Origin of the sequence: Streptomyces sp. NPDC090442, from assembly GCF_044769405.1 — a bacterium.
Lineage (GTDB): Bacteria > Actinomycetota > Actinomycetes > Streptomycetales > Streptomycetaceae > Streptomyces.
In genome coordinates, this window is record NZ_JBIVXW010000072.1 from 41149 (window position 1) to 47956 (window position 6808).

Genomic DNA, 6808 nt, shown 5'->3' on the forward strand with positions numbered 1-6808 from the left:
CTCACTGCTTCCGGTAGCCGTACGCCTCCCCGGCCGCCGCCACCACGGCCGCCAGGTCCGCCCCGGCCGACGCGCTGACCACGGCGGCCACCGCCCCCTCGACGAACGGGGCGTCCACCAGTCGCGCGCCGTCCGGGAGTTCGTCGCCCTCGGCGAGCATCGCCTTCACCGTCAGCACCGCGCTGCCGAGGTCGACCAGCAGCGCCACCCCCGCGCCGCGGTCCACCTCCCGCGCCGCCGCCGCGATCAGTGCCGAGCTCGTCCCCAGCCCGCCGTCGGGCGTGCCGCCGGCCGCGGCCAACGGCACCCGCCCGCCGTCCCCGGCCAGCCCCGCCGCGAGCGCGGCGACCGACTCCGCGACCGCCTTGCTGTGCGACACCAGCACCACGCCCACCAGCGGCCCCGCGCCGCTCATCGCGCCACCTCCGCCAACGCCGCGAACAACAGCGCCGAGGACGCCGCCCCCGGGTCCTGATGCCCGATGCTCCGCTCCCCGAGATAGCTGGCCCGGCCCTTCTTCGCCAGCATCGGCACGGTGGCCCGCGCCCCCTCCTCGGCCGCCGCGGCCGCCGCGTCGAGCGAGTCGCCCAGCGCCTCCACGGCCGGCACCAGCGCGTCCACCATGGTCTTGTCCCCGGGCGCGGCACCCCCGAGCTCCCGCACCGAGTCCACCCCGGCCCGCAGCCCCGCCTGCAACTGGGCCACCGACACCTCGGGCGCCTCGCCCAGGCTCTTCCCGGCCCGCCGCAACAACGTCCCGTACAGCGGCCCCGACGCACCCCCCACCGTCGAGATCAACTGCCGCCCGGCGGCGACCAGTACGGCCCCCGGCGTCCCGGGCGGCTCGGTGTCCACCGCCTTCACCACGGCGGCGAACCCCCGCTGCATATTGGCTCCGTGATCGGCATCGCCGATGGCCGAGTCCAGCTCCGTGAGCCGCTCCGCCTCCCGCTCGACCAGCCCGGCCGCCGCGGTCAGCCACCGCACGAAGAACCCACCGTCAAGCGCCGCGTCCACCACGCCCATCACCCCTCTCCTCGAACGACAACCAGCCGACGACACCCCATCAGTGACCCCCGGTCACCGTCCAGCACCACCGTCTACCGCCCCCACCGCAGCCCGACCGTCTCGACCGGCGCGTCCCACAACCGCAGCAACTCGCCGTCCACTTGACACAACGTCACCGAACATCCGGCCATGTCCAGCGAGGTCACATAGTTCCCCACCAACGTACGGGCCACCGACACCCCGCGCTCGTCGAGCACCCGCCGCACCTCCGCGCCGAAGCCGTACAGCTCCAGCAGCGGCGTCGCCCCCATCCCGTTCACCAGCACCAGCACCGGCAACTGCGGCTTGAGGTCGTCCAGTACGGCCTCCACCGCCACGTCCGCGATCTCCCGCGAGGTCATCATCCCGCGCCGCTCCCGCCCCGGCTCGCCGTGGATGCCCACCCCCAACTCCAGCTCACCCTCGGGGAGTTCGAACGTCGGCCCGCCCTTCGCCGGCGTCGAGCAGGCGCTCAGCGCCACCCCGAAGCTGCGCGAGGAGGCCACGACCTGCCGGGCCACCGCCGCCACCCGTTCCAGCGGCATCCCCTCCTCGGCCGCCGCCCCCGCGATCTTCTCCACGAACAGCGTCGCCCCGGTGCCGCGTCGCCCGGCCGTGAAGGTCGAGTCGCGCACCGCGACATCGTCGTCCACCAGCACGCTGGCGACCTGCACCCCCTCGTCCTCCGCCAGCTCCGCCGCCATCCGGAAGTTCAGCACGTCGCCGGTGTAGTTCTTCACCACGAACAGCACCCCGCGCCCGCTGTCCACCGCCGCCGCGGCCCGCACCATCTGATCCGGCACCGGCGAGGTGAACACCTCGCCCGGACACGCCGCATCCAGCATCCCCGGCCCCACGAACCCCCCGTGCAACGGCTCGTGCCCGCTCCCGCCACCGGAGATCAGCGCCACCTTCCCGGCCACCGGCGCGTCCCGCCGCACGATGACCCGGTTCGCCACGTCCACCACCAGCTCCGGGTGCGCCGCGGCGATGCCGCGCAGGGCGTCCGACACCACCGTCTCGGGGACGTTGATCAGCATCCTCACGGGTACCTCCTGGAGACTCGGCAGCCGGTGCTCCGGCCGGCGTTCGCGCTGCTGACTTCCCTGAACGACCATCGGCCAATCGGGTGACGCCCTTCCTACGTGACTGCCTCGGGGGGATCAAGTATCGGGCCGGCAGGGGGTGACCGCAGCGTCACGCGGGGCCCGTTGGGCCGCGGAACTGGCGCCTCCCTGGGCGCTGTGCGCTCCGTCCTCACCTGAACGGCGGCGCCCGCGCCCCGCCCGAAGCCGGGCGGCACGGCGTGGCACCGTCCGGCGTCGCCTGGCATCACGTGGCGCCGTCCGGCGTCGGACGGTGCCGTCCGGTGCCACGTGGTGCCATTCCGTGCCATCGGGGAGTGGCGAGAAGGCGTGGTGTCATCGTGGCTCGGCTCGCCTCCTCGGTGTTGTCCCAGGTCGGCGGGGTGGGCTTGGGCTGGCCCCGCACTCGCTGCCATGCGCGCTTGCGCATGACGCCATCATGGTGCCATGATGGCGTCATGGACCTCACCCCGTATGTCGAGACCCTCCGCCGTGAACTCGCGGTGGCCGCCGAAGCCGGCGGGGAAGACGCCCGCGAGCTGGCGGAGCGGCTCACCGCCCCGCTGGAGTCGGCGACCCGGCTGACCATGCTCAACGTGCTCTCCGCCGCGATGGACGAGATCACCCGCGAGCTCGCCCCCGGCTCGGTCGACGTACGGCTGCGCGGACTGGACCCCGACTTCGTGGTGACGCCGCCGCCCGCCGGCGGCGGTCCCGCGGGGGCGGTCGCCCCGCCCGTCGAGCCGCTCGCCGCGCCGGCGCCCGCCGACGGCGACGAGGGCGGCACCGCCCGCGTCAACCTGCGGCTGCCGGCGCACCTCAAGGCGCGCGCCGAGGAGGCCGCCGGCCGCGAGGGCCTGTCGGTCAACGCCTGGCTGGTGCGCGCGGTTTCGGCCGCGGTCGGCGGCGGCGCGCAGCCGCGGGCGACGGAGCGGACCCGCAGCATGGGGCAGAGCTTCACGGGCTGGGTGCGCTAGTCGCGTCCCGTCCCGCACCACTTCACTTCCCTCACGTCCCCCACTGGCGGGGACGATCCAAGGACTCACGAGGACGGTACGGCCATGCCTTCTTTCGACACTCCCGAACCGATTTCGACCACCGCGCACGTGACCGCCGGCTCCCTGCGGTTCTCCGCCGGCGACCGCGCCGACACCGTCGTCGAGGTGCGACCCCGCGACCCGAAGAAGGACCAGGACGTGCGGGCCGCCGAGGGGACCGAGGTCACCTACGCCGGCGGCGTGTTGACCGTCCGGACGCCCAAGCAGCGCTACCTCGTCGGGCGCACCGGCACCGTCGACGTCGCCGTCGAGCTGCCCACCGGCTCGCGCGTCGAGATGACCGGCGACTGGGCCCAACTGCTAGGTGAGGGGCGGCTCGGCGAGGTCCGCGTGAAGAAGCTCGCCTCGGGCGACGTGCGCCTCGACGCCACCGGACCGCTCCATCTGAACGTGGCGCACGGCTCGATCACCGTGGACCGGGTCGAGGGTCTGGCGGAGATCACCACCAGCTCCGGCAGCCTGCGCGTCGGCACCGTCAACGGCCCCGCCGTCCTGAAGAACTCGCACGGCTCCACGGTCGTCGGCGCCGCCATCGGCGAGCTGCGGGTGAGCGGCGCCCACGGCGACATCGACATCCAGCGCGCCGAGGACTCGGTCGCCGCCACCGCCGCCCACGGCACCCTGCGGGTCGGCGAAGTGGCCCGCGGCACGGTCCAGTTGGAGAACTCCTACGGTGCCATCGAGGTCGGCATCCGCGCGGGCACCGCCGCCTGGCTCGACGTGAGCTCCGAGCGGGGGCAGGTGCGCAACACGCTCGACGCCTCCGAGAGCCCGGAGGGGGCCGAGGACACCGTCGAGGTCCGCGCCCGCAGCCGCTACGGCAACATCGACGTGCGCCGCGCCCGCGTCTGACCGGCCGGTCGCTTAACCCACCCCTTCCTCGTGCGACTTCAGCCCTCCTTCTTCGAGCTCTTCGGATGGAAGGGTGTCACGCCCCTTCCTCTGTCATGCCTGCGCCAAAGCGTGCGCCGTGACTCTGCACCGCATTTCCGCACCGCGTTTCCACACCGCGGTTCCGCCACGAAAGGAAGTCCGATGAGCGACCCGATTCCCCTGCCGAACGGCCTCCCCACGGAGCGCGACGCCGGTCCGTTCGACCCGCCCCGCTACCTCGCCCGACTGCGCGAGTCCCGTCCGGTCTGCCCCATGCGCTTCCCGGACGGTCACGAGGGCTGGGTCGTCACCGGCTACGAGGCGGTCCGTCAGCTCCTGGCCGACACCCGGTTCAGCTCCCGCCAGGACCTCGGCGTGCTGCACGTGCCGTACGAGACGCCCGGCATGCCCGTGCCGACCGAGCCGTCCCCGCAGGTGCCCGGCCTGTTCGTCGCCATGGACCCGCCGGACCACACCCGGCTGCGGCGCCGGCTCACCGGCGCCTTCACCGTCAAGCGCATGAAGCAGCTCGAAGAGCACATCGTCGACATCACCGAGCGGCGACTGGACGAACTGGCGCGCATGGCACCGCCGATCGACCTGGTCAAGGAGTTCGCGCTGCCGGTGCCGTCGCTGGTGATCTGCGAACTGCTCGGCGTCCCCTACGCGGACCGGGACACCTTCCAGGCCAACTCCGCGAAGTTCATGGAGAGGGAGGTGACGCTGGAGGACAAGATGGCCGCGTACGGGGCGTTGACCGCGTACCTCGGCGAACTGGTCACCCGCAAGCGGGCCGAGCCCGGCGAGGACATCCTCTCCGACCTGGCCCGCCAGGACGACCTCAGCATCGAGGAGTTGACCGGCGTCGCCTTCCTGCTGCTGCTCGCGGGCCACGAGACCACCGCCAACATGCTGGGGCTGGGCGCCTTCGCGCTCCTGGAGCACCCCGAGCAACTGGCCGAACTGCGGGCCGACCCGGAGCTGTTGCCCAACGCCGTCGAGGAGCTCCTGCGCTACCTCTCCGTCGGCGACATCTTCTACCGCTACGCCACGGAGGACATCGAGCTCTGCGGGGAGACCATCGGCAGGGGGTCGACCGTCGTCGTCTCGCTGCTGACCGCCAACCGCGACCCCCGGCGCTTCGAGCACCCCGACGCCCTGGACCTGCACCGCAAGGCCCGCGGTCACCTCTCCTTCGGCCACGGCATCCACCAGTGCCTCGGCCAGCAGTTGGCCCGCATCGAGATGCGCGCCGGCTTCGACGGGCTGCTGCGCCGCTTCCCGACCCTCGAACTGGCCGTCCCCGCCGACGAGGTGCGGCTGCGGACCGACATGAACATCTACGGGGTCCACGAACTGCCGGTCACCTGGGCGGAGTCGGCCGGGTAGGGCACCGGGCGCGCCACCCCGCGGGGGACCTCGGCGCCCGGTGGTGAGGTCCTACTCGCCGGGCGTCAGGCGCAGCGCGTGCAGGGCCACGGCGAGGTCGGCCACCGCGCGGGGGTCGCGGAGCGAGCGTTGCGTCAGCTCCTCCAGCCTGTTGAGCCGGTAGCGGACGGTGTTGCGGTGGCAGAACAACAGGCGCGCCGCGGCGGCCGTGGAGCCGGCCGCCGCGAACCAGCACTCCAGGGTCTCCAGCAGCCGGTCCCGTTCGTCGGCGGGCAGCCGCAGCACGCCCTCCAGGGCGGTGCGGGCGATCCGTGCGGCCTCGTCCGGCGCCGCCGCCACCAACAGGGCGGCCGGGCTGCTGTCGAAGCGGGCGATGCTCCCGGTGGGCCGGGCGCGGGCGCCGGTGAGCGCCAGACGGGCGAGCCGGAGTGCCCTGGGGGTCTCGCGCAGATCGCGGTAGGCGGGGCTGATGCCTCCCCGGGTGGCGAGCGACCGCTCCAGGACGCGCAGCACCGCGTCGTCGGCGTCCGGGCGCGGCACGGCGACCACGCCGACGTGCAGGTCCGGCAACAGGCGCCAGGCCGACCGCAGTTGTTCGCCCCGGAGCCGGGCCTCGATCCCGGGGAGCGCCTCCCGGCCGGGCCCCGGCACCTCCGCGGCCACCACGAGGTAGGGCCCGCCGGTCGGCAGGCCCAGCACATCGGCGGCCTCCCACAGCGTCGTGCGGTCCGTGAGCAGCCCGGTGAACAGGGCCTCGACCATCGCCGAGCGCTCCCGCTCGGGTTGCAGCACCAACTCGGAGACCTCCTCGCGGTACGCGTCGCTGGCCGAGGCCGCGAGGCCGCCGTTCACCCACCACGCGGCCAGCGACATGATCGTCTCGGTGGTGAGGCCCTCGGCGGCACGGGCCTCGTCGGCGATCGCGGACCAGAGCACCTCGGACCCGACGCGGTAGGCGTGCAGAAGCTCGGCCAACGGGGTGCCCTGGCGGGCCCGTTCGCGGCCGGTGTCCTGCGCCGACGCCATGTCGCCGGTGCGGCCGTCGACGAGCTGCCGGAGCACCAGCTCGCAGTTGCGTCGGCAGGAGGCGGCCAACTCCTCGAAGGCCACGTGCTCGTCGCTCCGGTAGTACGGCACCTCGGCGCGGATGCGGCGGGCCATCCGGGTGCCCAGTTCCTCGGAGCGGGTCAGCAACGAAGCCGCTACGGGGGCGATTTCGGGGGGTGCGTCGGGGGTGCGGCTCATTCCCGCAGGTTACAAAGGGCGGTCCGGGGGCGGGGGTCGGTTGTGCCCTGGGACAACAGGGGCGGGTGTGGTGCTGTGCGTCGGCACATGGCCCCTGAGGTTTTCGAACGC

General features: G+C 73.6%; 7 protein-coding genes. 3 read left to right on the plus strand and 4 right to left on the minus strand.

Going from position 1 to position 6808, the window contains the following annotated elements; translation table 11 throughout:
• Position 1: 1 nt before the first annotated feature.
• The 3 genes from ACIQU6_RS35630 to dhaK form a co-directional block, all read right to left on the minus strand.
• Complete coding sequence (locus ACIQU6_RS35630; protein ID WP_403485868.1) at positions 2 to 415, minus strand: PTS-dependent dihydroxyacetone kinase phosphotransferase subunit DhaM; 414 nt, start codon at positions 413 to 415, stop codon at positions 2 to 4.
• On the minus strand, positions 412 to 1026 hold the full coding sequence (gene dhaL / locus ACIQU6_RS35635; RefSeq protein ID WP_403485869.1) for a dihydroxyacetone kinase subunit DhaL: 615 nt from the start codon (positions 1024 to 1026) through the stop codon (positions 412 to 414). The genes ACIQU6_RS35630 and dhaL overlap by 4 nt, the downstream gene beginning before the upstream one ends.
• 74 nt (positions 1027 to 1100) lie before the next feature.
• Positions 1101 to 2087 carry a dihydroxyacetone kinase subunit DhaK gene (gene dhaK, locus ACIQU6_RS35640; protein WP_403485877.1) on the minus strand — a complete coding sequence of 329 codons (987 nt, stop codon included), beginning with the start codon at positions 2085 to 2087 and terminating at the stop codon, positions 1101 to 1103.
• A 503-nt stretch (positions 2088 to 2590) separates the two neighbouring features.
• Between dhaK and ACIQU6_RS35645 the strand changes: the two genes are divergently transcribed.
• From ACIQU6_RS35645 to ACIQU6_RS35655, 3 genes are all read left to right on the plus strand, one after another.
• Entirely contained in the window at positions 2591 to 3109 is a 519-nt protein-coding gene (locus tag ACIQU6_RS35645; protein ID WP_403485870.1) for a hypothetical protein, read from the plus strand.
• A gap of 84 nt (positions 3110 to 3193) precedes the next feature.
• The gene (locus ACIQU6_RS35650; protein ID WP_403485871.1) at positions 3194 to 4042 is read left to right on the plus strand and encodes a DUF4097 family beta strand repeat-containing protein; all 849 of its coding nucleotides are present in this window, start codon (positions 3194 to 3196) and stop codon (positions 4040 to 4042) included.
• A gap of 183 nt (positions 4043 to 4225) precedes the next feature.
• On the plus strand, positions 4226 to 5452 hold the full coding sequence (locus tag ACIQU6_RS35655) for a cytochrome P450 (RefSeq protein ID WP_403485872.1): 1227 nt from the start codon (positions 4226 to 4228) through the stop codon (positions 5450 to 5452).
• Positions 5453 to 5503: 51 nt separating this feature from the next.
• On the opposite strand, the gene ACIQU6_RS35660 is transcribed toward ACIQU6_RS35655, so the two are convergent.
• Positions 5504 to 6697 (minus strand): PucR family transcriptional regulator, encoded by a 1194-nt coding sequence (locus tag ACIQU6_RS35660; protein WP_403485873.1) that lies wholly within the window; start codon positions 6695 to 6697, stop codon positions 5504 to 5506.
• Between the last annotated feature and the right edge of the window lie 111 nt (positions 6698 to 6808).